26 protein-coding genes are annotated in these 25704 nt (G+C 61.0%); 6 read left to right on the top strand and 20 right to left on the bottom strand.

What is annotated here, in order from left to right; genetic code table 11:
- Window positions 1-172 precede the first annotated feature (172 nt).
- The 16 genes from NKI97_RS32680 to NKI97_RS32605 all read right to left on the bottom strand — a co-directional run bounded on the left by NKI97_RS32680 (window position 173) and on the right by NKI97_RS32605 (window position 17580).
- Window positions 173-3235: a DEAD/DEAH box helicase gene (locus NKI97_RS32680; RefSeq protein WP_352838362.1), complete on the bottom strand. Its 3063-nt coding sequence runs from the start codon at window positions 3233-3235 to the stop codon at window positions 173-175.
- A gap of 46 nt (window positions 3236-3281) precedes the next feature.
- Window positions 3282-4094, bottom strand: a complete 813-nt coding sequence (locus NKI97_RS32675; protein WP_352838361.1) for a Hachiman antiphage defense system protein HamA — start codon at window positions 4092-4094, stop codon at window positions 3282-3284.
- Window positions 4095-4465: 371 nt separating this feature from the next.
- On the bottom strand, window positions 4466-4738 hold the full coding sequence (locus tag NKI97_RS32670) for a DUF2274 domain-containing protein (protein WP_352838360.1): 273 nt from the start codon (window positions 4736-4738) through the stop codon (window positions 4466-4468).
- Window positions 4739-4749: 11 nt separating this feature from the next.
- The gene (locus tag NKI97_RS32665; RefSeq protein ID WP_352838359.1) at window positions 4750-5967 is read right to left on the bottom strand and encodes a TraB/TrbI/VirB10 family type IV secretion system protein; all 1218 of its coding nucleotides are present in this window, start codon (window positions 5965-5967) and stop codon (window positions 4750-4752) included.
- A 10-nt stretch (window positions 5968-5977) separates the two neighbouring features.
- The gene (gene trbG / locus NKI97_RS32660; protein ID WP_352838358.1) at window positions 5978-7006 is read right to left on the bottom strand and encodes a P-type conjugative transfer protein TrbG; all 1029 of its coding nucleotides are present in this window, start codon (window positions 7004-7006) and stop codon (window positions 5978-5980) included.
- The gene (trbF, locus tag NKI97_RS32655; RefSeq protein WP_352838357.1) at window positions 6996-7727 is read right to left on the bottom strand and encodes a conjugal transfer protein TrbF; all 732 of its coding nucleotides are present in this window, start codon (window positions 7725-7727) and stop codon (window positions 6996-6998) included. Before trbF ends, trbG begins: the two co-directional genes overlap by 11 nt.
- Window positions 7728-9050: a P-type conjugative transfer protein TrbL gene (gene trbL, locus NKI97_RS32650; RefSeq protein ID WP_352838356.1), complete on the bottom strand. Its 1323-nt coding sequence runs from the start codon at window positions 9048-9050 to the stop codon at window positions 7728-7730. It lies immediately after the preceding gene.
- Between the two features lie 36 nt (window positions 9051-9086).
- The gene (gene trbJ, locus NKI97_RS32645) at window positions 9087-9812 is read right to left on the bottom strand and encodes a P-type conjugative transfer protein TrbJ (RefSeq protein WP_352838355.1); all 726 of its coding nucleotides are present in this window, start codon (window positions 9810-9812) and stop codon (window positions 9087-9089) included.
- Window positions 9809-12259, bottom strand: coding sequence for a conjugal transfer protein TrbE (gene trbE, locus NKI97_RS32640; protein WP_352838354.1), 2451 nt, complete (start codon window positions 12257-12259; stop codon window positions 9809-9811). Before trbE ends, trbJ begins: the two co-directional genes overlap by 4 nt.
- The gene (locus NKI97_RS32635; protein WP_023680309.1) at window positions 12253-12525 is read right to left on the bottom strand and encodes a VirB3 family type IV secretion system protein; all 273 of its coding nucleotides are present in this window, start codon (window positions 12523-12525) and stop codon (window positions 12253-12255) included. Before NKI97_RS32635 ends, trbE begins: the two co-directional genes overlap by 7 nt.
- On the bottom strand, window positions 12525-12833 hold the full coding sequence (locus NKI97_RS32630; RefSeq protein ID WP_023680310.1) for a TrbC/VirB2 family type IV secretion system protein: 309 nt from the start codon (window positions 12831-12833) through the stop codon (window positions 12525-12527). The genes NKI97_RS32635 and NKI97_RS32630 overlap by 1 nt, the downstream gene beginning before the upstream one ends.
- A gap of 11 nt (window positions 12834-12844) precedes the next feature.
- A complete protein-coding gene (trbB, locus tag NKI97_RS32625) occupies window positions 12845-13813 on the bottom strand; it encodes a P-type conjugative transfer ATPase TrbB (protein WP_023680311.1) in 969 nt (322 codons plus the stop codon).
- A complete protein-coding gene (locus NKI97_RS32620; protein ID WP_352458763.1) occupies window positions 13810-14223 on the bottom strand; it encodes a CopG family transcriptional regulator in 414 nt (137 codons plus the stop codon). Before NKI97_RS32620 ends, trbB begins: the two co-directional genes overlap by 4 nt.
- A 120-nt stretch (window positions 14224-14343) precedes the next feature.
- Window positions 14344-16371 carry a conjugal transfer protein TraG gene (locus tag NKI97_RS32615; protein WP_352838353.1) on the bottom strand — a complete coding sequence of 676 codons (2028 nt, stop codon included), beginning with the start codon at window positions 16369-16371 and terminating at the stop codon, window positions 14344-14346.
- A gap of 428 nt (window positions 16372-16799) precedes the next feature.
- Window positions 16800-17033, bottom strand: a complete 234-nt coding sequence (locus tag NKI97_RS32610; protein ID WP_352838352.1) for a GcrA family cell cycle regulator — start codon at window positions 17031-17033, stop codon at window positions 16800-16802.
- A 313-nt stretch (window positions 17034-17346) separates the two neighbouring features.
- Window positions 17347-17580, bottom strand: coding sequence for a hypothetical protein (locus NKI97_RS32605; protein ID WP_352838351.1), 234 nt, complete (start codon window positions 17578-17580; stop codon window positions 17347-17349).
- A gap of 329 nt (window positions 17581-17909) precedes the next feature.
- Here NKI97_RS32605 and NKI97_RS32600 point away from each other — a divergent pair, with 329 nt between their 5' ends.
- Entirely contained in the window at window positions 17910-18062 is a 153-nt protein-coding gene (locus NKI97_RS32600) for a KTSC domain-containing protein (RefSeq protein WP_352838350.1), read from the top strand.
- Window positions 18063-18543: 481 nt separating this feature from the next.
- Here NKI97_RS32600 and NKI97_RS32595 read toward each other — a convergent pair whose 3' ends face one another.
- A complete protein-coding gene (locus NKI97_RS32595) occupies window positions 18544-18846 on the bottom strand; it encodes a hypothetical protein (RefSeq protein ID WP_352838349.1) in 303 nt (100 codons plus the stop codon).
- 176 nt (window positions 18847-19022) lie between these two features.
- Here NKI97_RS32595 and NKI97_RS32590 point away from each other — a divergent pair, with 176 nt between their 5' ends.
- From NKI97_RS32590 to NKI97_RS32570, 5 genes are all read left to right on the top strand, one after another.
- Window positions 19023-19376, top strand: coding sequence for a hypothetical protein (locus tag NKI97_RS32590; protein WP_352838348.1), 354 nt, complete (start codon window positions 19023-19025; stop codon window positions 19374-19376).
- Between the two features lie 590 nt (window positions 19377-19966).
- The gene (locus NKI97_RS32585; protein ID WP_352838347.1) at window positions 19967-20137 is read left to right on the top strand and encodes a hypothetical protein; all 171 of its coding nucleotides are present in this window, start codon (window positions 19967-19969) and stop codon (window positions 20135-20137) included.
- 674 nt (window positions 20138-20811) lie between these two features.
- Complete coding sequence (locus NKI97_RS32580) at window positions 20812-21513, top strand: Crp/Fnr family transcriptional regulator (protein ID WP_352757389.1); 702 nt, start codon at window positions 20812-20814, stop codon at window positions 21511-21513.
- A gap of 83 nt (window positions 21514-21596) precedes the next feature.
- Complete coding sequence (locus NKI97_RS32575; protein WP_352479079.1) at window positions 21597-21842, top strand: hypothetical protein; 246 nt, start codon at window positions 21597-21599, stop codon at window positions 21840-21842.
- 523 nt (window positions 21843-22365) lie between these two features.
- Window positions 22366-23004 carry a hypothetical protein gene (locus tag NKI97_RS32570; RefSeq protein ID WP_352838346.1) on the top strand — a complete coding sequence of 213 codons (639 nt, stop codon included), beginning with the start codon at window positions 22366-22368 and terminating at the stop codon, window positions 23002-23004.
- Between the two features lie 80 nt (window positions 23005-23084).
- Here the strand turns inward: NKI97_RS32570 and NKI97_RS32565 are convergent, their stop codons facing one another.
- The 3 genes from NKI97_RS32565 to NKI97_RS32555 all read right to left on the bottom strand — a co-directional run bounded on the left by NKI97_RS32565 (window position 23085) and on the right by NKI97_RS32555 (window position 25680).
- The gene (locus tag NKI97_RS32565) at window positions 23085-24233 is read right to left on the bottom strand and encodes a PHP domain-containing protein (RefSeq protein ID WP_352838345.1); all 1149 of its coding nucleotides are present in this window, start codon (window positions 24231-24233) and stop codon (window positions 23085-23087) included.
- Between the two features lie 730 nt (window positions 24234-24963).
- Window positions 24964-25209, bottom strand: a complete 246-nt coding sequence (locus tag NKI97_RS32560; RefSeq protein ID WP_352838344.1) for a DUF982 domain-containing protein — start codon at window positions 25207-25209, stop codon at window positions 24964-24966.
- A 228-nt stretch (window positions 25210-25437) separates the two neighbouring features.
- A complete protein-coding gene (locus NKI97_RS32555) occupies window positions 25438-25680 on the bottom strand; it encodes a DUF982 domain-containing protein (RefSeq protein ID WP_352450353.1) in 243 nt (80 codons plus the stop codon).
- Window positions 25681-25704 lie beyond the last annotated feature (24 nt).

Raw genomic sequence — 25704 nt, 5'->3', positions numbered from 1 at the left:
CCACGATCGCTTGCTGTTCGGCACGTCACCGCTTTCGCGCGGTCGACGTAGAGGCAGTCCGCATTTTGTGCTTTGGTATGATGAATTAAGCTGTTGGTGGTCACTCAGACGCTGGCAATGGTGAAGGACGCTCGATCGCGGACGTCCCGCAGATTGCAGGCCTGTTTCAGTCTTAGCCGGACGAAAGCTCGAACGCGACCTCCTCGAAGTACCTTGGGAACGGCTTAATAGTGGCCAGTACCAATTCTCGCTCAGCCCGACATGCCGTGACCACGTCGCGATAGCCGTCGACGGCCGGGAACGCGGCGCCAAGGGCCTGGGCCACCACCCTGTCGGCGAACCCCGCCTCTTGGAACGCAGTGGCCGCGTCACTGGGCAGACCATACTTGATCTTTTTCTGGACGGTCACCAGCCGGGAATGCAGATCTTGGGATCTTTCCTCGACGAGGTCGGCCAATGCCGCGACGACCATCGACAGGTCGTACGCGAAGCCGCTTTCGCACAGGTGGACGACGTGTTCCGAAGTCGCGTTCGCGTTGCCGAACCTGACGCGGGCCGCCGTCAACGGCATCCGGATCTGGTCATAGGTCTTGCCGGCAATCCAGTCGGCAAAGCAACCCCACCGCAATTCCTCGGGGACTGCCTCCAAAACCGGTGCGTGGGCGTGCCGGCCCGCCTTTTCCAAAACCACGGTCAACAGCTCTTCCTCAGTACGGGTTACCGACAGCAGTTCCAGATGTTGGTCCATCCAGTCAGCCAACGCTTTTACGTCGGACGGCGGCAACGGCGACTTTCTCACCAAATTTATCAGGCTTAGGTCCGCACCCTGCTGGACAGCTTTGGCGGCCGCCTGGAACACCACAAGGACCTTAGCCTTCAGATCGTCTTCCGAGAGGTGATACGCCAAGGTGCTGCGCGCAAGTTCCTCGACACGTTCATCGGCGAGGTCGTTCTCGAAATTGACGTAGGAGGCCAGATACGATGCTATGCTCTGCACCGCGCGCGCCCTTTCGGTGAGAAACCGGCTGAATTCCTTCGCTTTCAGCCCTGGGCGCTCGCTCACTGCGACCGCTGTGTATGCAGCTATGATCTCCTTGGTAGCGAACGTGAGATCAAGCCATTCGGCCGGCAGATCCAACGTGATCGTTGGCACGCCCCTACCTTTCTGCTCGAAGCTGTCGAAAAGCTTGAGGATGGCGCTAGCCGACGGTTCCGAATTATCTGCGTTGAGCAATCTTCTTGTCTTCGACCAGCGCCATTGGCCGTCCCTTTCTTTTTCGTCGTAGAGCGACGGGGCGGAGAATATCACGTTACCTTCGGTATACATGCCTGCTCGGCCCGCGCGCCCCATCAGGTTGTGAAAATCGCGCACCGCGATCTCTTCCTTGCCCTGCTGGGTGGATGTCACCACGAGATAGCGTATCGGAAAATTCACGCCCTGCGCCAGGGTAGACGTGCAGACCACCAGTCGCGCAAGGCCTGCCTTCATGGCGTGCTCGATGGACAGCCGCAGGCCTGGCGGCGTGTTGGCGTGGTGCGACAGGATCCCGAGCCTCGCGGCCTTCGATACGCGCCCAAGCCCGAGATGGGTTTGACAAAGATCGGCTATTTTCCGGATCTCGTCTCCGTGAGAGTTGGCCAAGGGCCAATCGAGCGTTGAACCGCGCTCAGCCACATCCACTGCGCGGTCGCAAATCGTGCCCACGCTCTCCTTCTTTCCGCAGAAGATGGCTACGCTACCGTTTGCCGCAAGATGTTGGCCAAGATAAAGGCCGATGTCAGTGTTGCTTCTGGCGGTACCCCGCTCCGGAAAGCGCCTTTCTGTTCGTTCGCCTTTCTTTGCGGCCAGAACCTTTGACTCCACGATGCGAGGCACGAAAAATTCGTCCGCATTGGGATCGGACGGGCTGACGTAGCGCAACCAGGCCCGCTCGAACTGCCAACTCGCGAAGGCGATGTTCCTCACTGTCGGCAGCAGTCCGGATCCCGACACCACCGCGGTCTCGTCGCCGATCAGCCAACCGGCGATGTCGGCTGCGTTCCCGATGACCGCTGAGATCAACACGACCTGTGCGTTCTTAGGCAACGAGATACGCATGGAGGCAAGCAACAGCTCGTACGTAGGGCCGCGGGTCAATCCATCGAACTGATGTCCTTCGTCGTAGATAACCAGTCCGACCTCTTCGGCGAATTCCGGCTTGCGCCGAAGCATGTAGAGGAGCTTTTCGGGAGTCACGACGAACACCGAATTCTGCTTTCGCGCCTCCTCGAGATCGATGTCGAAGAGGTAGGAGTCCGAGATCTCGTTGATCAGAACCTCTTCGCCAGCGAATGAGCGCACCAAATCTGAGCGGATGTCGTGGCATAGAGACCTGAAGGGACCAACTATGACGACCAGCGACGAGCGCCGCGCCAGGAAGTGCGCGCGGATCATGAACTCCGTAGCGCGGGTCTTGCCCGCAGACGTCGGCATCTGAATTACCGCAGAACGTCCACTTAAAATCCCCTGTTCGCAAAGCAGCTTCTGGGCCGGCCAAAGCTCTGCGGGGAAAGTCTCTTTACGCAGGGCTGGCCCCCAATCGGCCAAGTTGAGTCCCGAACTCAGCGGCAGAAGCGTACGGGCCGCTCCGTCCAGTTTTCGAGAGATAAGCGCGATCACGAGGTCGGCGTAGAACAGCTCGCGGGCCGACCCCGCCGAATAGGCTTCAGCCTTCAACTTCTCGCAGAGAACGCGGATTTCTTCGGCTCCGCCCTGCATGACGTAAAACGCCCGCATTGCGGCCAATATCCCGTCAACGAAATGACGGTGCGCGAAGACCTCCTCCACCGGATCGAAAAGCCCTTTCAGGATCCGGTAGGCCAGAAAGGCAAGGCCGTGCCCGAATTCCAAGGCTGGAGGCTCGGCCTTCTTTAAGACAACCGCTGCGCTGCCGATACTGTCGGACAAATAGTAGGATGCGGCGCATAGGAGGGAGAACTCGTTCGTCAGATTTTCGTCAAGCCTGGACTCCAGGAAGGCGTCGAAATACCGGGCGGAGAAGTGAACCATATCACGGATCGATCCGTCTCGCTCATCCCAAGACCTCGGCCGGTCGCTCTCTGCCTCCATAGCGATGAACCGGTCCGCAAGGGCCGCCGCGGAGTCGCCCAGTATCCCGACCGCCAGGACCACCAGCGAGTCCGGCGCGCGCGTGAACTCGTTGTAGTCCTCCTCCTCCGCCCTGAATTCGAGCATCTTCGCTCGGGACCGGACGGAAGCCAGCAATTGGATGGAGTTGCGCTCAGGCTTCATTGGCGGCCCGGTCGTAAAGGGTACGCACGAGGTCCATCATCGAAGTGCCGCGAATGATCAGAAGCCGCAAGTTCTTTATGTTGGGATGGTGCTTGGCGAGCGTTGTCGTGAAATCGACGCTGTCGAATACCTTTTGGTCGAGCACTGCGCCCGCGGCGTTGACGCGCCTAAAAGGTCGATCGTTGTGATTCTGGAAGCGCTGCACACGTTTCGCCGCCGCGCGGTCGTTGCGAAGCAGACGTTGCTTTATGGCGTTCAGGGACATGGCTTCGCGGGTCATGTCCTTGATGGAATCCTCCACTGCGTTCTGCAAGCGGTTTTTGTACTTGGTCCTCAGGCCGGCCTTCGACTCTATCAGCAGAAGCTCATCCCTTGGATGAGCAGGGGAGTCGCCATGAAACTTGAATGCAACCACGTCGCAGCCGTTCGACGGAACGTTCCGGTTGTCGCGGTTCTCGTATCTGCCCTCCCGAGGGCACCAGTAGCCCAAGATATACTCAGCGAAGTCGGCGAGCAGGATTTCGCCGAAGTCGCCCGAACGGGTGCCGGGTCCGGGAGCCTGGATGGGGTCCGGAAACTTTACCGTTGCCAAATAGGTGGCCGGCGTGTGCACTGTGCCCTCGATCGAGTCCGCCAGATCTTCGTCTTTGCAATAGTGCTGCCTGAAATGCCTCGCCCATGAGGACAGCACCGCGTCGTCTGGCTCGTGTCCGAGTTCCCAGACCTCGACCTCGATGCCTTCGGTCGTGGCGATATTGGTCGCCGTCTTCTTTAGCCAGCCGATATGCGCAGGTGCCGCCATGATTCCCCCCGATCATCACAGTCTCTAGCATTCCCCGCCCGACGACCGGAACCGCCTAAGATGGATATGTCGAAGGTATGGCATACGGACCAAGGCGCTCGGCCAAGACCAAGTTCAGGGGCAGGAAAGTTCCAAGATGCATCTGAAAGGAGCAGGTCAAGAGGTTCTGCGGGCTCTTTGCCTTTGAAGGTGTCCGCTCCTGGCACTCTGCCGCTTATGCTGAATGACCACAATGGGGCCAGAGCCGGCATTGGTTCGGGGCAGATCAGCTCGTCTATTTTGCCCTGTGTTTCGGCTTGCCGCCGGCAAGTTGCTTCAATGCATTTGCCCGCCTAGAAAGGTGCCCCCTCGGACTCACTGGTCGCTGTCATTTATTCGGACCCTGAAATTGGCTGCAGCCGCGCTTTCTCTGACTTGTCGACGACAGGGAGCCCTTCCTTTCTGGCCTTGGCAAACGCTCGATCGCTCTCCAGGAACTCCGCCAGTATGAACGGGATGAGTTCCGCTACCGATTCGGACTCGCCATAGGTCTGACGATAAAGCGCCGCATAGTCCTTCAGTGCTTGGTTGAGATCTGCACTTATGCTTATGGTGATCTTCGAAGGTGTTCGATCCGGAAGTTTGCGGAGTTTCAGATTGGTCATGATTCTTCCGATCAATTCGGGTAGGGCCGTAGCACAAGATCCTTGTGCACGATGACGCGCAGTGGCCAACCAGGGCGGACGGTGATCGTGGGCTGAACATTGAGGTTCTTCTCGGTGATGCGCTGGCCAGCTTGACTGACGTTCTGCTGAGCGGATTCGCGGATTGCTTTGACCAGGTCGCTTTCGTCTTCGCCGAGGCTCAGCTCCGTGCCGACCCCCAGCAACGTGGCCAGCGCAACGCCTTTGATCAGCTGCCAGGTGTGGAAATCCACCTTGTCCTCCAGCCCGGCATAGCCGGCGGTGTCCGTCGCCGGCAGATTGTCGATTTCGATCGAAGAGCCGTCGGGCAGCAGTATCCGTTGCCAGACCAGCAGCGCGCGCCTTTGTCCAAAGGCAACGACGCTGTCATAGGTGCCAATCAGGCGAGAGCCTTGCGGAATGAGCAAGGTGCTGCCGGTGACTGTGTCGTGCACATTCTCGGTGACCTGTGCGACGACGAGGCCGGGCAAGTCGGAATTGATGCCAGTGATCAGGCTCGCTGCGATGACGCTGCCGGCCATCAGCTGATACGGCGAAGCCGGCGTCTGCAGTGCATGCAGATTGTAGATTCCACTTGTGTTCCGCTGGCTGACAAAATCGAGCTTGCGCTGTTGGTTGTTTTGGTCGCCCTCGGCCGGTGCTACGGAAGCTGAATCGCGTGCGGCATCGGATTGTGGAGCCGTTCCATCAAAGGGTGGACGCCCGCCCTGCCCGCTGCCGGCGGCATCCGCTTGCCGGGGTCGATTTTCGATCCGGAAGAAGACTTGCGATTCGCGCGCCTCGATCGCCTGCTGTGCAAGGCGCTGCTCCTCCGCCGAAACCTCCTGGCCCGGCGCGATGCCCAGCTGGCGTTGGTGCTCAAGGATGGGGCGGCCGAGGTCGCCGGGCAGCGGTGGTCCAAGCACCGGAGGCTTGGGCTTGATCCCGGAATAGTCCTTAGGCAGCCTTTCAATTGCCTCCGCGGTTGGCTTCCGCTCAGTGTTGTAAAGCTCTTCAGCCTGCTCTTTGATGCGCAGCGCCGGTCCCTGCAGCGCCATCATGGTGACGCCTAGAACGGTCCCGGAACCAACAGCAGCAATGGCGACAATAATGCCGCGCTTGAAGCGCACAGCGCGGCGAGGCGAGGCCCGCAGCTGCAGCTGTTCTGGATCGAGTTTCGGTGGAGCATCGGAGCGGGAAGTATCCGTCATGGGCCGTCCCTCACCTGCTGGAACGCGAAAAGAGCAATATCCGCCGCGGCGCTTGCCTGCCGTCCGTCCTCGTGATGCGCACCACCTGCTGCTGCTTGGCGCCGAGGCGCAGTTCGGCCGCGGCGAAGAGGCGATCGACGATGTAATAGTTGCCCCGGATGCGGTAGTTGACGAGCTGGTTGTCCCCGTCAGCACCGACGATGAAGAGCGGCGGCGCCTCGCCCTGATCGATGCGGCGCGGGAACTCGATGTAGACCTTGCTGCCATCATCGAAGGCGCGCGTCGGCCTCCAGGGCGGCATGTCGCCGGTAATCGAATAGCGGAAGCGAATATTTTCGAGAGCCACATTCGACGCCACTGGCATAGCAGCCTCGGCCTGCGCATCGCGCCGGCGTAGCGCGATAATCTGGTCCTCGCTGTAGGTCCAGGAGATTGCCGCCATGGCGGTCTTATCCGTGCTTTGAAGCTGCAAGTGATAGCTTCGCCGGTCCGTGGTGATCACCAGATTGGTGGCAAGTCCTGGCGCGAAGGGCTTCACCAGCACATGGGTGCGCTGGTCATCGCCGGAGCCACTGACGGTGTCGCCAATTACCCAGCGCACTGTATCGCCGGCCGACACGGATTGGAGTTTCTCGCCTGACTGCAGAGCGATATCGCTGACGCGCTCCGGTGCGGCATAGAGCTGGTAGAGCGCGCCTTCGGCAAAGGGGTAAACCTGCACCGCATTCACATAGCCATATTTGGTGGGTTGCTGCGTCGCCGCCTTGTTGGCATCGGCGACACGTTCTTCAGGCGAGCGCCTGTCTTCAGCAGCCTTGCCCGGCTCGGGCTGCAACTGGCCGGGCAGCGGTAGCGGTTTCGGCACTTCCACGACTTTGACGGGCTTCTCCGGCGCCTTCTCGATTGCCGCCGGCTTGAAGTCAGCATGGTCATAGGAAATCTGCGGCGGCGGCACCGGCTTCGAGGCACAGGCGGAGATGACCGCAGCCAACGCCGAGAGGATTAGCGCAGTGCGGAGCGACGAGAGTCTATTTATCATTGGCGGGCTCCTTTGGGGGAACGGAAGTCTGCGCGGCACTGTCGAGCTCGCGCGACCAGTCGATGGCATTGATGAAGACGCCGAGCGGGTTTTTGCGCAGCTGATCGGTATTGTTCGGCGGCCGGATCACAATGGTGAGGATCCCGGTCCAACGCGTTGTGCTGGCGAGGCTGCCGCGCTCAAAGACCTGCTCGGTCCATTTGACTTGAAAGGAGCTGTCGGACGCTCGAACCACGCTCGTCACCTGCACCGAGACGCTGCGCGTGCCGATCTTGCCGAACGGGTCGTTGGCCTTAGCGTACTCGTTGAGAAAGAGGGCTGCACGGTCGGTGGCAAAGTCGTAGGCCGAGAGCCAATTCTGCCGCACCAGCACCGCATCGGTGGAAACAGAGCGGACATTCTGGATGAAGCGGCCGAGATGCCAGGCGATCTGGGCATCGGTGGGCTCGTAGTCCCGGATTGCTGGGGCGACGGCGCGCGCCTCGCCGAAACGATCGACCTCGACGACATAGGGCACGACGCGGCCCTGCATCGAATGCCACAAGAGTCCACCAGAGAGCCCGGTGGCCAGAGCGAGGCAACCGAAGGCCATCAGGCGCCAGTTCCTTGCCTGCACGCGCGCTGTGCCGATGCGCTCGTCCCAAAGTTGGGCGGCCTTCTGGTATGGTGTGACGGGGTGGGGCGTCTTCCCGTAGCGTTGAACAGGTCGCTTGAAGAGCATCTAGTCTTCCTTGTCATTGAGAGAGGGGTTGGCGCCGCTTCCACCCCGATCGCCATCACGGACGGCCTGCGTGGCGGCGTGGCGATGGGCGCGCGCGGTCTGTTCGGAACGCAAGCGCCTCGCCCACGCCGGCGCGGCATTGGCACCTGACGCGGCAGGGTTTCCGGTCATTGATGCGGTCGGCGTGCCGCCCGCCGCGGTCCAGGCGGCATCGCGGCTGGCATCGGCGCTGCGCCGGAATGGTTCTGTTGCAGATCGCATTCCCCGCATCGCGGCGCCGGCAGCTGCGCCGGCAACGCCTTGCAGTCCAGCAGCTACGCCGGAGAGGCCGGACTCGGGCGATGTTGCACGCCCCATCTGCCAAGCTGTGGAAGCAGCCGATCCCATGGCCGTGCCGGCTCGAACGGCGGCGAGACCGCCGCCGGTTGCCATGCGCGCGCCGGCAAGCGCCGCACCTCCGGCAACGAGCGTTGATCCGGCGGCCGCCGCGGTGGTTCCGAGTGCGGCTCCCGCGCCAAGCTGCGGCGCGCCCGAGACAAGACCCGAGGCAATTCCCGGCCCGAAAATGCCGAGCCCAAGCAGCGCCAACGCGCCCAGTACCTGTGACATGGCCGCGGCCAGGTCCGGCTCCTTGCCTTGCAGGGCGGAAGCGAACTCGCCGAAGAGCGTGGAGCCGATGCCGACGATGACGGCAAGCACCATCACCTTAATGCCCGACGAGATCACATTGCCGAGCACGCGCTCGGCCAGAAACGCCGAGCGGTTCCAGAGCGCGAAGGGCACCAGAACAAAGCCGGCCAATGTGGTGAGTTTGAACTCCAGGATGGTGATGAAAAGCTGGATGGAAAGGATGAAGAAGGCGATGAGGACCAGGAACCAGGCGAGAAGCAGCACGAAGATGGTCAGCGCGTTGCCAAAAATCTCGGGGAAGCCGACTAGCTGGCTCGCTTGATTGAGCAGCGGCCAGGCGCCCTCGAAGCCGGCCGCGGCAATGCGGCCTGGCCGCAGGAGACTGTCGGCGGACAGATTGCCGGCCGATGCGTTGATGCCGAGCCCGGCAAAGGAATGGTAGATGATGTCGGCGAGGTTCTTAAAATTGTTCAGGATGAAGGCGAAGGCGCCGACATAGAGCACTTTTCGGACAAGCCGGCCAAGAACATTGGGCTCGCCGCCGAACGCCCAGACCAGGCCTGCCAGCGTGATGTCGATGCCGATCAGGATGGTGGTGAGAAAGGCGACGTCGCCCGAAAGCAGACCGAACCCGCTATCAATATAGCGGGTAAAAGTTTCCATGAAGCGATCAATGACGCCGAGGTCGTTCATGTCGCCGCCTTCCTCGTTGTCTTGAAGAACTGCTGATCAGTTGCCGGGATAGGCCGTTCCGGTGCCCAGGAAACGCTTCGTCGTCTCGCGGGCGGCTTCCTCGGACTGCGCCTTGCGGGCAGTATCTTCGGCTTCAGCCCGGAACTGGGTCGCGAGCAGCGTCTGGATCTGAATCTGCTGCTTGGTCGAAAGCGCGATCAGCTGATTGGTGGCCTGGCTTGCCTCAAGGGCACCTGCCGCGCCCTGACTGCGGTTGACGAGATCGGTAAGCAGGTCGCCGTCGGCCCGCACGTTCTCCACGATCTGCGACTGCGCGCTCATGGTTTGGCGGAACGCCTGCATGGCGTTTTGCCAGCGCTCGCGCGCGGCGCTCGCCACATCGCTGACCTTGATTGTGGCGTCGTAGCTTTCCGGATATTGCACACGCCACTGGTTCTGAAGCTTGTCGAGATCGAAGCTCAGGCCGCTGGCCTGGGTCATCAGGCCGTCGATCCGTTGGAGCGAACCTGTGAGCTGGCCGACGGAAGAAAAATCCAGGCGCTGAAGGTTGCGCGCCATGTTCTGCAGCATCGTCGCCTGGTTCTGAAGCGACTGGATCTGGTTGTTTATCTGCTCCAGGGAACGTGCCGCTGTCAGCACGTTCTGCGCATAATTCGACGGATCGAACACGATTAGGGCGTGGGCCGGCTGGACGTAGTCGGCCATCGGTTTTGCGATTAGGGAAACGGTGATCAGGCTGGTGAGAAGGCGGCGCCGCATCATGACGATTGCTCCTTGTCTGGTTGAGGGAATTGCTGGAGAAGCTCGGCAGCCCAATCGAGGCCGCGCGCACTCAGGAACCGGGAAGCAAAGCTGTCCTGCCCGTGCTCTGACAGGACGCTGTCGATCAAAGCTTGCGTGGCCGGATCAGAGGCGCCGCAGAGCGCAAGAGCGATCGGGCCGAGCCCGAGCTCGAAGAGGCGGTTGCCGCGGCGCGACTGCAGATAATACTGGCGCTTCGGTGTGGCACGGGCGACCAATTCGATCTGCCGCTCGTTCAGGCCGAAGTGCTCATAGGCTGCCCGCGCCTGCGGTTCCACGGCACGGTCATTGGGGAGAAAAATGCGCTGTGGGCAGCTCTCGATGATCGCCGGCGCGATGGAAGAGCCAGCGATGTCTGCAAGTGACTGCGTGGCGAAAATGACGGAGACGTTCTTCTTTCGCAGCACCTTCAGCCATTCGCGGATGCGGGCGGCAAAGAGCGGGTTGTCGAGATAGACCCACGCCTCGTCGAGCATGAGCAGTGTTGGCCGGCCGTCGAGCCGCTCCTCGAGGCGATGGAAGAGATAGGTGAGCACCGGCAGCACGGCGCCTTCCTGGTGCATCAGCTCTTCGGTCTCGAAACACTGCACATCCGACAAAGCCAGCCGATCTTCATCGGCATCGAGCAGCCGGCCGAAGGGACCGTCGAGCGTGTAGGGCATCAACGCGGCCTTGAGTCCATTGGACTGAAGCAGAACCGACAGGCCCGTCAGCGTGCGTTCCCGCACCGGCGCAGTGGCAAGGCTGATGAGTGCCGACCAGATCGCCTCCTTTACCTCCGGCGTAACGGTGACATTCTCATGGGCAACGAGGCCGGCGATCCATTCCGCCGCCCAGCTGCGAGTAGCCTGGTCGCCGATATTGCTCAGTGGCTGGAAGGCAAGCGCACCATCCGCGCCCAGAGCGTGGTGTTCTCCGCCCATGGCCAGTGTTGCCGCACGAGCCGAATTGCCCTTGTCGAAGACATAGACCTGCGCCCCGGCATAGCGTCGAAACTGCAGAGCGACTAGCGCGAGCAGAACCGACTTGCCGGCACCGGTCGGACCAACGACCAGCATGTGGCCGACATCGCCGACGTGGGTGGAAAGCCGAAACGGTGTCGACCCGTTGGTCTCTGCGAAGAGAAGCGGCGGGGATTCGGTCCCAGTCACGTTGGTGAGATGCTCGTTATCCACCGGACCGGCCCACGCCGACGACAGCGGCATGACATGGGCAAGATTCAGCGTGTGAACGAGCGGCTGGCGAACGTTAGCGTAGACATGACCGGGCAACGAGCCGAGCCACGCCTCGACCGCGTTGATGCTTTCACGGATCGTGGTGAAGCCGAGCCCATTGACTATGCGCTCAACCGCTCGGAGCTTTTCCGCGGCGGTCTGCCGGTCCTGGTCCCATACCGTCACCGTTGTGGTGAGATAGCCGAAGCCGACGTGATCGCCGCCCAATGCCTGAAGGGCGGCATCCGCATCGAGCGCCTTGTTGTCGGCGTCACTATCGACGAGAGGGACGGGTTCGTTGGTCACGACCTCGCGCAGGATGGCTGCGACCGATTTGCGCTTGGCAAACCACTGACGGCGCAACCGGGTCAGTGTCTTTGTGGCTTCCGTCTTGTCGAGCGGGATGAAGCGCGTCATCCAGCGGTAGGCGAAATCCTGATGGTTGAGCGCGTCGAGGATCCCTGGCCGGGTGACGTTCGGGAAACCAAGAACGGTGAGGGTGCACAGATGCTGCTCACCCAGCATCGGCTCCAGGCCGCCGGTAAGCGGCGCGTCAACCAGAACACCGTCGAGATACATTGGCGTTTCCGGCATGGCGACCGGATGGCGGTAGGTCGAGATTGTGCCGTGCAGATAGGTTAGCGTCTCGGCATCATCGAGGGCGCGCACTTCCGGCATGAAGCCGGACAGCAAATCCAAGACGCGGTCGGTCTCGTCGCGAAACCACGCCAGCTCCTGGCGCCAGTCTCTAGCCCCTCCCGAGTGATGCGAGTCGACCAGTGCGCTTTCCGCCCGCGCCTGGCCATCTGGCGCCGGCATGAAGACCAAGGTCAGATGATAGCGACTCTCGAAGTGCGCGACCTTGCCCTCGAAGGCCGCGCGCCGTTCCTCATCGACCAGCCATGAGGCAGCATCGGGAAAAGCCGAGCTCGGATAGCCCAGCGCTTCAACGCGCTCGGCCTCGAAAAACAACCCCCATCCGGAGCCCAACCTTCGTAGCGCATTGTTAGCTCGTGCGCAGATGCCGACCAACTCGGCTTCGGTCGCGCTTTCAAGGTCGGGGCCACGGAACCGGAAGGTTCGCTGGAAGCTACTGTCTTTATTGAGCACGATGCCGGGCGCGACCAAAGCGGCCCAGGGCAGATGATCGGCAAGCCGATCGGCTTTGCCGCGATACTCCGAAAGGTTCAGCATGCAAGCCACCCCTTCAGGCGAAGATGACGGACAAGCACGCTGGCGAAGTCCGGATCGCGGCGAGCGGCAAAGACCGCGAGGGTGTGGCCGGCGATCCAGAGCGCCAGTCCGGCGATCCACTGCTGCAGGCCAAGGCCTATTGCCGCGGCCACCGTGCCGTTGAGGATCGCCACCGCTCGCGGCGCGCCGCCCAGCAGGATCGGCTCAGTCAATGCCCTGTGAACGGGGACTTCGAAACCCTCGATATGCTGCTCTCCGGTGGCCATCAGACGAGTGCCCCGCCGCCGAAGGAGAAGAAGGAGAGAAAGAAGCTCGATGCCGCGAAGGCGATCGACAGGCCGAAGACAATCTGGATCAGCCGGCGAAAACCGCCTGCCGTGTCGCCGAAAGCAAGGGTCAGGCCGGTGGTGATGATGATGATCACCGCGACGATCTTGGCGACCGGCCCCTGGACCGACTCAAGGATCTGCTGCAGCGGCTGTTCCCAAGGCATGCCGGAGCCCGCTGCGTGGGCCGGGACGGTGAGAAGAAACGCGAGCGCGGTGGACGAAAGGAAGCGAAGCTTCTTGAGCATGAGGTGACCTTTCAAAACTGCTGGAGTTGCGGAAGCGTGAGCGGGGTGACGGCGTAATCACCGCTGCTGTCGAGACCGGTGACCTCAGCGATCGCGTCAATGCGGCGCGAGGATCCGCGCCCAGCGATGAAGACGATCAGATCTACCGCATCAGCGATGAGGCGGCGGGGAACGGTGACGACGGCTTCCTGGGCGAGCTGCTCGATACGGTAGAGAGCGGAGCGCGCCGAATTGGCGTGAACCGTTGCGATGCCGCCGGGATGCCCGGTGTTCCATGCCTTCAGCATGTCCAGGGCTTCCGCGCCCCTGACTTCGCCCACGATGATGCGGTCGGGTCTGAGCCGCAGGGTCGAGCGCACGAGATCGGCGAGCGTGACCGACCCCCGCCTCGTCCTCAAGGCAACGCAATCCTTCGCCGCACATTGCAGTTCGCGCGTGTCCTCGATCAGGATCACCCGCTCGTCGCAATCGGCGGCTTGTGCCAGCAGCGCATTGGCAAGTGTTGTCTTGCCCGACGACGTGCCGCCGGCGACCAGGATGTTGCGCCGCTCGCGGACCGCCTTCTTCAGCGCATCGGCCTGCAGCGGCAGCATGACCCGGTCGGCGACATAGTCGGCCAACGTGTAGAGTTTCGCCGCAGGCTTTCGGATGGCGAAGCATGGCCCCAGCACGACAGGCGGCAGCAGACCCTCGAAGCGCTCGCCCGATGGCAATTCGGCGCTGACAATCGGATTGTCCGCATGCGCCTCGGCGCGCACGTGGGAGGCGACCAGGCGGATGATGCGTTCGGCCTCAGAAGGATGCATGTGCACGCCGGTGTCGACCCGGCCTTCACCCAACCGGTCGAGCCGCAGCGCACCGTCGGGATTGACCATCACCTCAATGACGGTCGGATCGGCAAGGGCTTCGGTGATCGCCGGACCCATGGCGGTGCGCAGCATGGCGCGGCGGCGATGGTCGGCTTCCGGATGAGAACTCATCCTTCCCCTCCCCTGCGATCGTCGGTGCCAAGTGACCGTTTCCCGGAAGCGATTTGGCGGCCGACTTGTTCGACGAACTTCTCGAAGCGCTCCTGGGCAATCGCTTGCGTCGCCTTGTCCGGCACCGGCGTGTGAGCATGAAGCGTGATCGAAAAGCGGATGAAGAGCGCCAGGCTCTCCAGGATCATCTCGACATCGCGCCTGACATGTCCGAGGTCACGGGAAAGACGGTCGAGCCTCTTGCCGTAGCGGTGGTCGAGTTCATTCTCCCCACGCCGCTCGATAAAGGCCTCGACCGCGTGCGCCACAATGGCCGATTTGGTGGTCGATGGATTGCGGCTGAGGTTCTCCAGCTTCTCGCTCAACTCGGGTCCAAGCAAAAACTGGTGACGAATGCGGTGGGGCTTCATGCTGCTTGTTCCCTCTGACCGGCGCTGATGCACCGGCGACGGGAACGAGCATCGTCGAGATCCTCGAAATCGCTTACGGCCGTTATCTACGCTGAGATGCGCCCGCGTATGGCGCGCCGTTCAGAAGCCGGGCACGATGTCCTTGTCGTCGCCCATTCCCTCATTGAGGCCGTACGCACGTGCTGCGGTGGAAATCCGATCCATGACGCGCTTGTCGGCGAGCGTCTCGCAGTCATCGTCTGCGGGCGTGAACAGATCGCCATGATCGGGCTCCTGGGCGACGAGGGTCCGTTCTTCGGGCAGGCCCGGATGGCGCTGCTGCTGGACACCTCCGTCTTCGATTGCCGCGCCGGCACTGTCGTCGTCGCCAGCAAGACGCCGATCCACGCCGCGCACCTGTCCGCTCCAATCGTCCGGGCGCGACGTGGGCCGATCCGCGTAGGCACCGTCGCGCAGCACCGGCGAAGGCAGCACTCGCTCCGTGAAATTCGGATCCTGGTAATAACGCAACTTCTTGGCGCGAATCGGCGGCAATCCCGAAACCAGGATTAGTTCGTCAGCCTGCGGCAACTGCATCACCTCACCCGGCGTCAGCAGGGGGCGAGCAGTCTCTTGGCGGCTTACCATGACGTGGGACAACCAGGGCGCCAACCGATGGCCGGCATAGTTGCGCATCGATCTGAGTTCCGTCGCGGTACCGAGCGCGTCCGAGATGCGTTTGGCCGTGCGCTCGTCATTTGAGGAAAAGGCAATCCGCACATGGCAATTGTCGAGAATGGCGTTGTTCTCGCCATAGGCCTTGGAGATTTGGTTCAACGATTGCGCGATGAGATAGGCGCGGATGCCGTAACCCGCCATGAAGGCCAGCGCGGTCTCGAAGAAATCGAGCCGACCGAGCGCCGGAAATTCATCCAGCATCATCAGGAGCTGATGCTTGCGGCTCTTCTTTGGATCGCCCTCCAGGCGCTCGGTCAGCCGCCGGCCGATTTGATTGAGCACCAATCGCACCAGGGGCTTAGTGCGCGAGATATCCGACGGCGGCACGACCAGATACAGCGACATCGGTCGCTCGGCATCCACAAGGTCGGCAATGCGCCAGTCGCAGGCCGATGTTGCCGCGGCCACCGTTGGATCACGATAGAGCCCGAGAAACGACATGGCGGTCGAGAGAACGCCTGAGCGCTCGTTCTCTGACTTGTTCAGCACCTCACGAGCCGCCGAGGCCACGACCGGATGGACCTGGGGCTTGTCCACCGTGCCGAGGTGGTTTGTGGTCATCATCCGCTGCAGTGTCGCAGCGAATGAGCGTTGCGGGTCCGACAGGAAGGTGGCGACACGGGCGAGTGTCTTTTCCTCTTCGGCGTAGAGCACGTGCAAGATGGCGCCAACTAGGAGTGAATGACTGGTCTTCTCCCAATGGTTCCGCCGCTCCAGCGCGCCTTCCGGATCGACGAGAATGTCTGCGATGTTCTGAACGTCCCGGACCTCATCCGGACCTTTGCGCACTTCCAGCAGCGGGTTGTAGTGCGCCGATCTCGGATCGGTAGGATTGAACAAAAGGCAGTACGAGAACTTCGACCTCCAGCCAGAGGTCAGCTGCCAGTTCTCGCCTTTGATGTCGTGAATAACGGCCGAGCCGGTCCAGGAAAGAAGGGTTGGAACAACGAGTCCGACGCCCTTGCCCGAACGTGTCGGCGCAAAGGCCATGACGTGTTCCGGTCCGTCATGGCGCAGATAGCGATAATTCAGTCCGCCAAGGAAAACGCCGGCCGGCTGAAACAGCCCCGCCTTCTCGATCTCCAGCTTTATGGCCCATCGTGAGGACCCATAGGTGGTGACCAACCCCCGCTGCCGTGCGCGCCAGAGGGACCCAGCTATCGCGGCGGCACAGCCCAGGAACCCGCTGGCTCCGGCAAGTATGCCAGCCTTGTCGAAGACTTCAGGCGCATAGGCGTCAAATTGGAACCACCATTCGAACAGTTTCCACGGCTGGTAGATCGGCCAGCCGACTGTCACAAACCATGGCGCGCCGAGTGGCGGCTGATATGAGAGCATGTAGGCGCACCATTGGGTTGCAGTCCACACGCCAAGAATGACAATTGCGAATACGACAGCGATCTGCCCAATCAGCAACTTCGTGGGTGTCAATGGCTTGCTCCGCTCTTCTGGGCAGACGGACCAAACATCGCGCCGAGCGATGAGAATTCGAACGGCCTCTACGTGCGACCAGGTGCGATGACAAGGTTGATAGGCATTGTTCACCTGCGAAAGCGAAAATCCGCCGCAGCAACCTGTCGGCGGTGCCAGGTACGCGGTTAGGTCGCAGAAGATGTTGGGGCTTCAGGCGCGGGCACATTGAAGATGTGCTGACAGACAAACCTTTGGAGCCGACGCGTTTGTGCGAGTAGCGAGCTGAAGGGCTCGGCGAGAAGTCGTCGTTCTCAATCGGGCGACGGGGGATACATCGGCGAAGACGGCATAAGGGAGGATGGGCCAGACCGAGCCGACGGAAAGGTCGTAGCCAAGGCGGCCTTGGAGCGCATAGCGCCTGGCCGGGAGGCCGCCGCCAGCCAGGCTTACGCGGCGCGTCGTTGAGCGAGGTGAAGACCCGAACGGGCTCGACGAGGGTCCACGGCGGTCACAATGTGGTGGTGGTGATCGCAGTAGACGCGATCCGGCGAAGTTGGCCCAGCACAAAAACGATAACCGCCGGGTACAGAAGCGTCTTCGCTCACCGGGAAGCGGCACTGATAGAGGCCTAGCTGAATGAGGGGGACATCTCTCGAAGTTGGTCTGATAGTTTCAGGCATGATGGTTTCCTAGTTCGTAGCAGTTACCAGCTGACGGCCGCAGTGCGACCCGTCGGGACGAGCTTCTCTCGTTTTGGAGGGCTATGGGTCACCATATGGTGTTGGTAGCACCATCAATGAAGCCCTACGCCCTGCTTCTGAAGCCAATAGTTTGCGACTTAAGGCCACACGCGCGAACGCATTAGCAATCTACCATCGTGTCCCCGAGGCACTCGCCCGCCGCGGTTTGCCGGCGGCGGGGTGGCACTGGCTTGTGGGGCCCTAGGCCCACTCGCGGCGCTCGCACTGGATCTCGGTGCGGGTTTCCCTTGTCTCATCGCCCTGTCAGCGCCTTGCAAATGAGCGAAACCAAGCTGTCGCGCGCTCGCTCGTGGAGTGCGCCTTTCGGCCGCCATGCAAGGAAATCATCAACGCTCATCCAATCAGCCGGGTTTGTGTCGGCGTCTGGCTCGCTGAATTCCACATACAGATGCAGTTCGTCCGGCACGAAGACGACCCTCCACAATCCTTCGATGTCATTGGCAAGGTTGTAGGCGAGGACGGTCATGGCGGGGCACTCCTTTCGCCGTGGAGCGTGCCTATCTCACGGGAAAATTCCATCACCAGAAGTTAGTATTGACGCTCGCGCTTTCTCAGAAATCCAACGTCCGCGTGATGCCGAAAGGTGCAGCCAGCTTTTTGTGTATCTCGATTGGGAACACGGGACCGCCGCGAAAGTTCGGTGCACGCAGCGAATCCCCCTCCAGGTATTGCTGCAGATCGGTATCCCGATCGGCCCGCGCTCCCCGCAAGGCGCGGGCCTCGGCCTGTGGTGCTCATGCCATCTACTTCGATCCGCAAGATGGAATATGATCTGGATAGAAGGACCCTCTCGGTGTGGTTCGTCGCCAGCGGTACGAGTTTGAGGGGGTACCGCCGGAAACCTTTGCCGCGTTCCGGGCCGCGTTCGCCAAGGGCCGCTATTTCAACGACCACATCCGCAACAATTTCCGCTACCGTCTGGTTGCGAGCGATAGCGACCCGGGATGACCTGACCTGCCGGCGGCTCAATCGTCCTGTCGCGGCGGTTGGTGGACGCGTTGCCGCTGTTGCGCTTAGGGTTGGTTACGGTCCGCGCTCACTTGGCAAGCCCACCCCCCGCATCCCCCCGCCTGGTGCAAAGCGTTTGATCGGTCCCGCCGTTCTGGCAGTGCGGCGGGACTTTTTTGCGGTCCAGGGAGCATCGGCGCGCGGGGAAGGCGCGGTGCACGCAGCACCCTTTTCTCATCCAACGTACGTCGGTGGCGCGCTGAAGGGTCTCAACGTCGGTCTGCCGCCGGAGCTCAACTAGCTGGACTATTGCTCGACCGGAAGCGGCTCGTGCTGCGGCTCAGCGTGGTGGAAGACCTGTCCAAGATCGCGCGCGTCGAACGTTTGGCCGCAGACTGGGCAGTAGACCAAGTGCTTCGACTCGTCCTCTACCGGCCCGTCATGCGGCCTGCCCTCATAGCCTGTCGCGATGTTGTCGGTTCTAATCCGGGGCAACGACAAGTGCCTTTCGTCGTTTTGGCGGCCGATATTTCTCCATTAGCCGGACCTTGTCACGGTCGACCGTGACCAGCGGCCCGAGGTCGATCGTCACGGTGTCCTCGTCGATGCGCGTGACCTCGCCTTTCAGGTCGATTTGCTGGCCTCGGTTCACCTTGGTGTGGTCGATGATGGAATGTGGAAAGTCGTAACCTGGGATCGAGACGCTAACGCGGTCCTCTGTTATCCGCTTTCGAACCCTGGCCGTAATGGCCACCTGGTCACCAATGTCTATTCCCCGAGCCATGCCATGGATTCTGGTGTGGGCAGCGTCTTCTTCAAGAGGCTTCTAATATACGCCAGCCATCCTAAGGCTGACCTACTACCAGAGTTACAAAAGTTGAACTTCATCGGAGAACACTCCTTCTGTCTGCCTGTTCGATTTGCCAGGCGCATCCCGCGCATTCAGAAAGGAGAAAGAAGATGAAACGCATCCTTTTGGCTTCGGCCGTGCTGGCGGTGTCGGCCGGGCTTTCCGTTGCCCAGACGACCAGTGGAACTTCGAGCGGCACCTCGACGAGCGGCACCTCGACCACGACAACCATGCCCAGCACGACGGATCAGGGCACCGGCACGACGAGCAGCGGCACCAACATGTCCGGCGATCAAGGCACCGACACGACCACCACCAGCGGCACCACAAATTCGAACTCGGCCAGAGACTGCGCGCCCGGCCAGCAGACTGGCAGCGCTCAGCAGGCTGCGCCAGGTCAGCAGGACACGACAGCCAAGACCGCCGCGCCGGGCCAGGTGAAAAAGACCGACCAAGGTTGCTGATTGGCACATCGGCAAAGGTTGGAATCACCAGCGTGTGGCTGGCCAGTCTCCCCCGACCACCGCATGAACTCAACTCGGCTGGCGAGCAAGTTGCCGCCAGCCGAGCATAAGTTGAGGAACCTTTGTGCTTGCTTGTGCTTTCAGGCCTGGCTTCTGTTTGCTTTCGGTCGGATAGCGTCGCTGGCGTCTTCGGACTACCGGTGAAGCAAGTCCGATGTGCGCCTATCGCGACCCCGCTTCACCTGCCGTCCAGCCGTTCGCGCATTCGCGATCGTCGCTCTCGGCAACAGGCGGCGCGCGCGGCCAGGACGTGTCGCATGTGCGCGCTGTCGAAGGAGGCGCCCAGCAACATTGCGCGTGAAGGCACGCGGGCATCCGATCGATCGTTAACCTTTCTCTGCGATGAGCGCCTTGTCGCCGGCGATGGGCCTCCGGCTCTTACGCATTATGGAGATCACATGTTGGTCCCGGCACCCGATGCCGGGAGCAGGTCTGCTTCGGAGCGTCGTGACAGAACTGGTCGACATGGTTGCGGTGGAGTAGGCGCCGTCGCCCTGGATGAACAACAACTGTCGCATGCGGTGCATACGTTGTCGAAGCTTTCGGTCGGCCGCGGCCGCATCGACGACGACCACAACGGCATCAAGTCGTTGCTGAAAGCCCGCAAGGTATCGTCAAGACATAGCGTGCCGGCGAAGATCCGCCCTCGCGACAGGGATTCGTTCCAGGCCGATCGGTCGGCAACGCGACCAGCCAGATGAGCGAGAGCTTACCCTCGGTGCTGGTCTCGACCCGGCTCGTATAGAGGCCTGAAGGGACATCTCCAAACGCTCATCGACGGTCGTCGATCACTGCCGACTACGAATCGAGGTCGTATGGCTCGTGGCCTAGCTCGTTGTGATGAAGCGCCTCTGCCATACACCTGATGTCGAACGCCTGGCCGCACGCCGGGCAGAGGACGAAATACTCCTCCTCCCGAAGTCGCGATGCATCGTAGTCTTGGGGATGGCGATGTTATTGCATGTTGGGTCCTCCGGCAACGCCGCCCGCCGTGCTGGAACGCCTGCCGGCAGCATTTGTTTCAAAGTTACTGCGCTTAAAAGGTCCCGGAACGGGTGAAGCACAATGTCGGTAAGCGCAAGGGGACGGCGCCCGAAACTCATCACGTGAACTGAACGACTGCTTTTGCCAACTCGATGCTCGAAACCTGCCGATCTGCTTAGGCCGGTTCCGGACATTCGTGACGGGCCTCATAAGTCATAAGAAGCGCCCACCACCTACGGGACTCAAGCCGAAATTCCCGGAGCCTTTCGCCAGGCACGGACTCTTTGCCAACCGCACATTTGAAGCCTATGCTTCCCACATCGGCCGCCAGCGCGTCGGACGCAGCCGACAGTAAGAGGTACGTGCTCTTGCCCGCATGGGAGAGAGAGCCATGCCCCAATCCCTTCTTCGCAACCATGTATTGAAAACCCTCTCCTCGGAGGATTTCGCGCTTTTGAGGCCGTCACTGCATCACGTCGAACTCAACATCAAAGACCAGCTGGAAGTCTCTTATCAGCCGATCGAGCGTGTGTATTTTCCAGAGATGGGCATCGCGTCGGTGGTCGCTACGATGACCGGAGGGCGGCAAAGCGAGGTCGGCATCGTCGGCCAGGACGGCATGACAGGAGTTGCCGTTATTCTCGGCCAGGACAAGTCGCCCAATGAAACCTATATCCAAGTCGCAGGTAATGGCTGGATCCTCCCGGTTGAAGCTCTTCGCTCTGCGATTGCAGAGAGCCAATCCCTTCGCGAGTCACTGCTTCGCTATGCCCACGCGTTCCTCATCCAGTCGTCCCGGACGGCACTGGTCAACGGCCACTCCAAAATCGAGGAGCGCTTGGCCCGCTGGTTGCTGATGGTCCAAGACCGCGTCGAAGGAAATAAGATCTACCTGACGCATGAATTCCTGGCGACAATGCTTGGTGCCCAGCGCCCCGGCGTTACCACGGCCCTCCAAATGCTTGAATATCGGGGGCTGGTTCACGCCAAGCGCGGCGAGATCACGCTTATCGACCGCGTTGGAATGATACGACTCACGCATGGTGCTTACGGGGAGGAGGAGCAAAGTCACTTCGGCCTAGCCTCGGCCTAACTGTCCTAAATCAGACAAACCCTTGCAAGCTACCGAATTCGTGCCGTAAGTCGTGTGGGTCAGGGTTCAGGGAGGAATTCTCGATGACCACCACTTTTGACACAGTCACGGTTGAAAGAGCCGCCGAAGCCTATGTTCTCTCCAGAGGCAAGGCCCACTTCCTTTCGATAGCACAGGCAATCCGCGCCATCCGAACACTCATGCCCGCATGCAGGGCCACCGACCGCGAGCTGGAGGAGCTCTTGGCGGCAGCATCCATTATTCACGGTGTGCCAGTCGCGTTCGACTTAAAAACAGCCGTGGCCGCAGAACCACGGCTCCATTCATAGGGCCGGTGATGCCTGCGCTCGCGCAGACGCCTACCTTATCGGACGTTCGCCAAGCGATTGTCCGCCACCTGATCGACAACATCGGCAGCCCGAGCATTTCGATATCCGAGGTTAGCCACACCGTGAGGAGAATCCTTCCCTTTTGCGAACTCACGGACTGGCAACTTGGCGATCTCATTGCGCGAAGCGCGATCGATGCGGGATTCGCGATTGAATCCGACGGGGTGGGTCCCGAAAACGCATGTCGAGGCTCAATAGCGGAACAGCCGCTTTAGCCATGTGGCTCCCAATCACGGACGATCAGGTTGTGGCCCACGTACAGCCGCCAGGCGGCAACGCGCCTGATATCGCACTTTGAGATCGACTCTGCCGCTTCCTGTTAGCCGGAGTTGCAAGCGGTCCCGCCAACAATCGTGGTTGCGCCTTTAGGGCATCGTGGTTCAGACCGCTGGCGGATTAGAACTCATGTCGGCTTTGCGATCGGCTCATCGCTGCCGACAATCGGTGACCTATATCCAGGGGCATGTCCACGCGCCGAAAAACCAATGGAACAGCGAAGCTGATTGGAGAGTGGCCTTTAAACCCGGCTGCAACGCTTGGATCGTCCGTCAGAGCGAGGGGTATTTTTCTCGAAATACGCGCCCGCCTTCCAACGGAGTTCAGGAACTTGCTCAATATCGAGTCCCGCGTGCTTACCCTGCGCCTGTCTGAGGGCGCCGAGAATGATGGGCAGGTGGTATTCGGGATCATATCCAAAGCACTGCAGAATATCGAAGACCTGCCCGTAATCCCCCGTGAAATCGAGGACATTCTGACGATCTCGACGGCCGAACGGCACCGCTGGCTGAAAGATGGTCGCTTGCAGAGCGCCGGGACGAAAACGGTGAAACTTCGCGGGCGGGCAAGGAACATCACCTTTCACGTGTTCGACCCTCAGCACGTGGAAGATGTGCTTGACCGCGACCTGGTCACGGTCTGGCGCGAACAGGACGCAGCGACAGCTGCAGAGAACAGGCGGCGAGCCGCGGGGAAGGCCGCTATGAAACGTGCTCAAAGAAGCGGTCGCGGAACTGCAGCTTCAGCTGGCCATGGCCCCGATGAGAACGCGCACTCCAGTTTGCGCGGCTGGGAAGATTTTGAGAATGACGGACTCCTGCGCTGATAGGCCGGGCGCACAGGCAGGTTAAAACGTTTGCCTGCGCCGTGCGAGATGCGCAAGGAGGGCCGTCAGACGCATTGCGTTCAGGACCCGCTTCGCAGGGACACCTCCCTTGCGCGCCATCTCGACACCCCAATGCATGTGATCGAGCTCGCGGATCGAATGAGCGTCCGGATTGATGCTGAATATGCAGCCCTGATCGAGTGCCTTTGATGCCAGCGCCAGTCCAGGTCGAGTCGCCACGGATGTGCGTTGATTTCGACAGCGACGCCGTGTTTCGCACACGCTTTGAGGACTTTGTCGACGTCGAGATCATAACCGGGCCGGCGCAACAGCTGGCGACCGGTCATGTGCCCGATGATTGTCGTCCGAGGATTTCCGATCGCCTCAATGATACGCCCCGTCTGTTCCTTCTTGGGCAACTTGAAGCGGCTGTGCACGCTCGCGACGACGAAATCGAACTGCTCCAAGATATGATTCGGGTAATCGAGCGAGCCATCAGCCAGGATGTCCGCCTCGATGCCCTTCAGTATGCGAAATTTTCCATTGTATGCCTTGTTCAGCCGGTCGGCTTCGCGGTGCTGTTCAGCAATCTCCTGCAACGAAAGGCCGCCTGCGTAGTGAGCGGACTGCGAATGATCGGCGACACCATAGTATTCGAAACCGCGCCTGCGCGTGGCTTCAGCCATTGCCTCAAGCGTTTCGGTGCCATCGGATGCGGTCGTGTGAGAATGCAGGATGCCATGCAGATCTTCATCCCGAATGAGGGCGGGTAGCTTCTGCTTTGCCGCTCGCTCAATCTCGTCCCTGCCTTCGCGCAATTCAGGCTCGATAAACTGCAGGTCTAGAGCTTGGTAGATTTCTTCTTCTGTCGCTGACGCGATCAGCTTTCTCCCGCGATGAAGCCCGTCGGCGTTTACGGTGAATCCCTTGTCGGCCGCGAATGTCTTCAGTTGCTCGAGGTGGTCTGCCGAACCGGTTGCTTCGAGCAGGCTCGCGCCAAAGTGCTTCCTGTCCGTGACAACAAGCCTGAGGGTCGTATCCTCGGTTACAGTCGACTTTCTGGCCTGCGCTACCAGGGCGAAGTCGGAAACGAGCTCGCAACCGCGTCGGAAGTCACCTGCAATTTCGACGCGCGAAAACTCTGGATGCTCTTGCTTCACCGACATGACCGCATGTTCGAGAAGAGCGGCGGGCTTGTGCAGGTGAAGTTGCGTTTCGCCGCTTCGCACGATGGCCAGCTTCTGCAGGAGCTTTGTCTGGAGCGCGGCGCCGAGGCCTTTGACTGGGCGGATGCTCTCTTGCTGCGGCCTCGAGCTCCGCCAGCGAGTTCACGCCGAGCGCCTGATGAAGCTTCAGTATCTTATCGGGACGAAGCCCGGGTATGGCAAACAGCTCCATCACGCCCGCTGGAACATCCTCGCGCAGCTTCTCAAGGCTCGGGTGCGTGCCGGTTTGGTAAAGCTTTGGTCACGATGTCTGCGATCGCGTCACCGATCTCCGGGATTTAGAAGCCTGACATTCCGGTTCCGGTCCCCTTACCTCGACGTGCCCCATAGACGCCAAGTACCTCGCCCAGAGCAAGCTCCGATGCCAGTTTCAAGAAGTGCAAAATGGCCCAAAATGCGCCGACCAGAGTGAATGCTCTCGTATCCGGGTCTATTTCGAGCAGCGCGGACTTGGTCAGCATTCGGACAGCCTAGCGGGTCCGTCCCAACATAGCCATGGGCACCGGCCTGCTACTCACGGAACACCCCCTCCTCCTTGGCAGCAGCCTCGAAAGCCTGACGGACCTCCTGTCGGCGCACAGTTGCACAGCCTTCCTCCACTTAGGTCCCATCTTGGCCCACTTCATGAGTTCCTCGGCGGCACCCTCGACGTTGTTGTACCCGTAGGTCACCCCAGGTCGGTCGGTCTTGACGTACACCGGAGGGGAGAACCAATGGGTTGCCACGACAACTCCTACTCAGGGGAGAGATGCATGTTGGCCTCCTTGGCAGCCGCCTCAAAGGCTTCACGGACCTCTTGGAGGGAGGTTTTGCCCTCGAACGCATCCACGCAGGATTGGACCGCCTTGGTCCACTTCGGGCCCTTTGTGTCCCACGCCATGAGTTCCTCGGCGGCTCCCTCGACGTGGCTGACCCCATTGCGAATGCCCGGACGTTTCGTCTTCACGTAGACCGGTGGAGAGAACCAGACAGGACCCATAAGGGGGAACTTAGAGCGGCAAGAGCCCGCCGACCAACCCCGCTTTAGCCGCAGCTAAGGGAACGATGTAGGCCCACGCGGGTTTAGGGGTGGCAGCGGGATTCTTCGTGGATGTGCAGCCGCTGTGGGGGGTCCGTCGCCTCTCCCTCACCGGCGGCGGGCTCCTTTCGCGAAGGCGGTGTTGGTAATAGACACCTAGAAGCTTATACCGCCAATTTTAGCTAGTTCTCATTGGGGGAGTAATGTCCCCTCCTCTTTTGCAGCAGCCAGGAATGCCTTGCGAGCCTCTTCAGGTTCCATCTCGTCGAAAATCACGGCCATGCAAACACGCACCGCGAGGTCCCAACAAGGGCCACGCTTGGTCCACTTCATCAGCTCCTCGCCGGCTGTCTCGGCGTTGTTGACATTGTGGATGATCCCGGGACGCTCGGTCTTGACCGGGACCGGAGGGTTGAACCAGTGGAGAGCCATACGTCACTCTTTGTCGGCCCGATC

This window comes from Mesorhizobium sp. M0296, assembly GCF_040321675.1.
Classification (GTDB): Bacteria; Pseudomonadota; Alphaproteobacteria; order Rhizobiales; family Rhizobiaceae; genus Mesorhizobium.
Note: the sequence above shows the minus strand (reverse complement) of the source record. Positions and strands in the feature narration are given on the sequence as shown.

Coding starts and splice junctions, on each gene's coding strand:
- trbB (WP_023680311.1), bottom strand. CDS start 13,813: ATGAGTTCTCATCCGGAAGCCGACCATCGCCGCCGCGCCATGCTGCGC.
- NKI97_RS32675 (WP_352838361.1), bottom strand. CDS start 4,094: ATGGCGGCACCTGCGCATATCGGCTGGCTAAAGAAGACGGCGACCAAT.
- NKI97_RS32665 (WP_352838359.1), bottom strand. CDS start 5,967: ATGACGGATACTTCCCGCTCCGATGCTCCACCGAAACTCGATCCAGAA.
- NKI97_RS32630 (WP_023680310.1), bottom strand. CDS start 12,833: ATGCTCAAGAAGCTTCGCTTCCTTTCGTCCACCGCGCTCGCGTTTCTT.
- NKI97_RS32635 (WP_023680309.1), bottom strand. CDS start 12,525: ATGGCCACCGGAGAGCAGCATATCGAGGGTTTCGAAGTCCCCGTTCAC.
- trbF (WP_352838357.1), bottom strand. CDS start 7,727: ATGCTCTTCAAGCGACCTGTTCAACGCTACGGGAAGACGCCCCACCCC.
- NKI97_RS32680 (WP_352838362.1), bottom strand. CDS start 3,235: ATGCTCGAATTCAGGGCGGAGGAGGAGGACTACAACGAGTTCACGCGC.
- NKI97_RS32620 (WP_352458763.1), bottom strand. CDS start 14,223: ATGAAGCCCCACCGCATTCGTCACCAGTTTTTGCTTGGACCCGAGTTG.
- NKI97_RS32560 (WP_352838344.1), bottom strand. CDS start 25,209: ATGGGTCCTGTCTGGTTCTCTCCACCGGTCTACGTGAAGACGAAACGT.
- trbG (WP_352838358.1), bottom strand. CDS start 7,006: ATGATAAATAGACTCTCGTCGCTCCGCACTGCGCTAATCCTCTCGGCG.
- NKI97_RS32580 (WP_352757389.1), top strand. CDS start 20,812: ATGCCCCAATCCCTTCTTCGCAACCATGTATTGAAAACCCTCTCCTCG.
- NKI97_RS32670 (WP_352838360.1), bottom strand. CDS start 4,738: ATGACCAATCTGAAACTCCGCAAACTTCCGGATCGAACACCTTCGAAG.
- NKI97_RS32555 (WP_352450353.1), bottom strand. CDS start 25,680: ATGGCTCTCCACTGGTTCAACCCTCCGGTCCCGGTCAAGACCGAGCGT.
- trbL (WP_352838356.1), bottom strand. CDS start 9,050: ATGAACGACCTCGGCGTCATTGATCGCTTCATGGAAACTTTTACCCGC.
- NKI97_RS32570 (WP_352838346.1), top strand. CDS start 22,366: ATGTCCACGCGCCGAAAAACCAATGGAACAGCGAAGCTGATTGGAGAG.
- trbJ (WP_352838355.1), bottom strand. CDS start 9,812: ATGATGCGGCGCCGCCTTCTCACCAGCCTGATCACCGTTTCCCTAATC.
- NKI97_RS32595 (WP_352838349.1), bottom strand. CDS start 18,846: ATGGCTCGGGGAATAGACATTGGTGACCAGGTGGCCATTACGGCCAGG.
- NKI97_RS32575 (WP_352479079.1), top strand. CDS start 21,597: ATGACCACCACTTTTGACACAGTCACGGTTGAAAGAGCCGCCGAAGCC.
- NKI97_RS32605 (WP_352838351.1), bottom strand. CDS start 17,580: ATGACCGTCCTCGCCTACAACCTTGCCAATGACATCGAAGGATTGTGG.
- trbE (WP_352838354.1), bottom strand. CDS start 12,259: ATGCTGAACCTTTCGGAGTATCGCGGCAAAGCCGATCGGCTTGCCGAT.
- NKI97_RS32610 (WP_352838352.1), bottom strand. CDS start 17,033: ATGCCTGAAACTATCAGACCAACTTCGAGAGATGTCCCCCTCATTCAG.
- NKI97_RS32590 (WP_352838348.1), top strand. CDS start 19,023: ATGAAACGCATCCTTTTGGCTTCGGCCGTGCTGGCGGTGTCGGCCGGG.